The following is a 2,625-nucleotide window of genomic DNA, read 5'->3' on the forward strand; positions in this document are numbered from 1 at the left end:
ATGCTTCCATCAAGCTGTGGGTAGCCCTGACTAATTCAACTACCTTCCTAGAGTACCAACGGAAATATATATGTATCTTTACGTAAACACTCTCAAATATTTTATTCTTATTCACATAAAGACGAAGTCTTGCGAGATGAATTAGAAAAACACTTAAAATTACTTCAACGGCAAAACGTAATTGATAGTTGGCATGACCGAAAAATTGATGCTGGCACAGAGTGGAAAAATACTATTGATGACAATTTGGAAACTGCCGATATTATTTTATTGTTGATAAGCTCCGATTTTCTTGCCTCCGATTATTGTATTGATATCGAAGTCAAACGTGCTATGGAAAAACATAAAGAAAAGTCAGCCGTTGTGATTCCTGTGATATCTCTGGTGCGGAATTTGTTGACTTACAGGGATTGCCAAAAGATTTACTCCCCGTGATTAAATGGACTCATCAAGATGAGGCTTTTACTGATATTGCCAAAGGTATTCGAGTAATAGCTGATAGCATGAGTAATAATAAAATGAAAAGTTTAAAACCATCTTATTTTGATGTGCCCATATCGCGTAATCGTTTTTTTACCGGTCGCGAAGATGTATTACTACAATTACATGAAATCTTACAAAGTAAAAATGAAATTGCTATAACACCAGGAGATAAAGCAACGGCTTTAAGTGGCCTTGGGGGTGTGGGTAAAACACAAACTGTTGTTGAATACGCTTATCGTTATCAAAATGAATATTCGGCGGTTTTATGGGTATTCGCTGATGGTAAAGAATTATTACGTAGTAATTTTTCTGGCTTATTAGAAGTGCTCGGCTTAAAAGCCGAAAATATAGAAGACCCAATTCGAGCAGTGCAATCCTGGCTATGCAACAATGTCAATTGGTTATTGATTTTTGATAATGCTGAAACATTAGAGTTATTGAGCGCAGCGAGAGATTTATTGCCGATTACTGCAAATGGTCATGTGTTATTTACCACCCGCGCGCAAGCCACGGGTAATTTGGCTTCAGTAACTATTGATTGTTTTGAAGACGATATTGGGGCATCTTTGTTATTACGTCGCTCTAAAATAGTATCTATTGATTATGTTACAGAAGAGGAAGTTAGAGAGAAAGTAAGCGAGGCCGACTGGCAAACAGCAATAGAATTAGTGCATGAGTTGGGTGGTTTAGCGTTAGCGATAGATCAAGCTGGTGCTTATATGGAGCAAACGGGATGTGGCTTAAGTGGTTATTTAAGTCGTTTCCGAAATAATGCCACTGAGATGCTGAAAAAACGAGGTGATTTTGTGCACTCCTCAGACCATCCTGAAGGAGTTTATAAAACCTTTTTATTGAGTTTAGAAAATGCTGAAAAACGTCATCCATTAGCCGGAGAAATTCTCCGAGACAGCGCCTTAAATTATTCTGATGGCATTTCTGAAATACTTTACTCTGATTGTAATCCTTTAGAATTGGACAAAGCATTGGCGATTTTGAAAGACTATTCTTTAATTAGGCGCATACCAGAAAAACAAATATTCACAGTGCATCGATTGCTTCAAACAATTATTAGGGATGTCTGTGATTGATAAGGAAGAATCTTGGCGGATACGAGCTGAAAAAAATATCGATCGTATCAATAACGCTTTTCCAAATCCGGAATTTGAAAATTGGGTACTGTGTGAAAAGTTGATATTGAATGCAATTGCGCTTAGTGAAAGTTGTATCAGAATATTAGGAATTAGTTCGAGTAAGGCAATACAGCTATTGCATAAAATGACCTGTTATCTTTACGAACAAGGTAGATATAACCAATGCGAGCCTTGGATGCAACTAGCTTTAACTATCAGTGAAAGATCTTTTGATGACAGCCACTATTATACTGCAACAAGCTTATACAATTTGGCAGGTTACTATCATGTTCAATGTAAATACACTCAAGCTGAATCTTTGTACCAAAGTAGTCTCTCGACTAGAGAAAAAGCATTTGGCAAAGACCATCCTGATGTAGCTTTCAGCTTAATCGGCTTAGCGTCGGTTTATCAGTCCCAGGGTAATAATCGTGCAGCCGAATCCTTATACCAGAGAAGCCTGAATATTTTTGAACAAACATTCGGCAAAGATCATCCTAATGTCGCCTACTCTTTATCAGGATTAGCAACGGCATATCAGGCACAGGGTAAGTACCTTGCTGAATCCTTACACAAAAATAGCCTTGCCATTAGAGAAAATAACTTAAGCAAAAATCATCCAGATGTTGCGAGAAGTTTAAGCAATTTAGCTTTTCACTATTATTTGCGAAACAAAAATGAGTTTCAATCCAATGAGGACTTTCCTTATTGGGTTTTTTTAATACCTCATGTCATCGGCATAATTGCCGTTTTTTTTGGTATAAAGAAATTAATATCCTTTTCTAACAAAAGGCTGTATTTTAGGAAAAAACAACAGATTGAATCTTTATACATAAGAAGCCTTATAATTAAAAGAGAAAGTTTAGGGAAAAATCATCCTGATATTGCTGATGACCTAAATAAATTAGCAATTTTATGAGACCTTTGCACAAACAGCAGAAACTCCGGCTGACTGGTCAAAAGCCGATTTTTTTGAATTGGCATTCACCTTAATGGGCGGTATTCGGCTGAA

Annotated in this window: 3 protein-coding genes; all 3 read left to right on the top strand. The window is 36.8% G+C overall.

Translation table 11 applies throughout. From position 1 onward, the window contains the following. Window positions 1-96: 96 nt before the first annotated feature. Genes ABL924_RS18250 through ABL924_RS18260 form a run of 3 tightly spaced genes read left to right on the top strand, consistent with a single transcriptional unit; the run spans window position 97 to window position 2,532 of the window. On the top strand, window positions 97-435 hold the full coding sequence (locus tag ABL924_RS18250; RefSeq protein WP_349028523.1) for a toll/interleukin-1 receptor domain-containing protein: 339 nt from the start codon (window positions 97-99) through the stop codon (window positions 433-435). Continuing rightward, window positions 411-1,571: a hypothetical protein gene (locus ABL924_RS18255; protein ID WP_349028521.1), complete on the top strand. Its 1,161-nt coding sequence runs from the start codon at window positions 411-413 to the stop codon at window positions 1,569-1,571. Before ABL924_RS18250 ends, ABL924_RS18255 begins: the two co-directional genes overlap by 25 nt. Continuing rightward, window positions 1,564-2,532, top strand: a complete 969-nt coding sequence (locus ABL924_RS18260; protein WP_349028522.1) for a tetratricopeptide repeat protein — start codon at window positions 1,564-1,566, stop codon at window positions 2,530-2,532. Before ABL924_RS18255 ends, ABL924_RS18260 begins: the two co-directional genes overlap by 8 nt. The last annotated feature ends 93 nt before the right edge of the window (window positions 2,533-2,625 follow it).

Origin of the sequence: Methyloglobulus sp. (assembly GCF_040079455.1) — a bacterium.
Lineage (GTDB): Bacteria > Pseudomonadota > Gammaproteobacteria > Methylococcales > Methylomonadaceae > Methyloglobulus.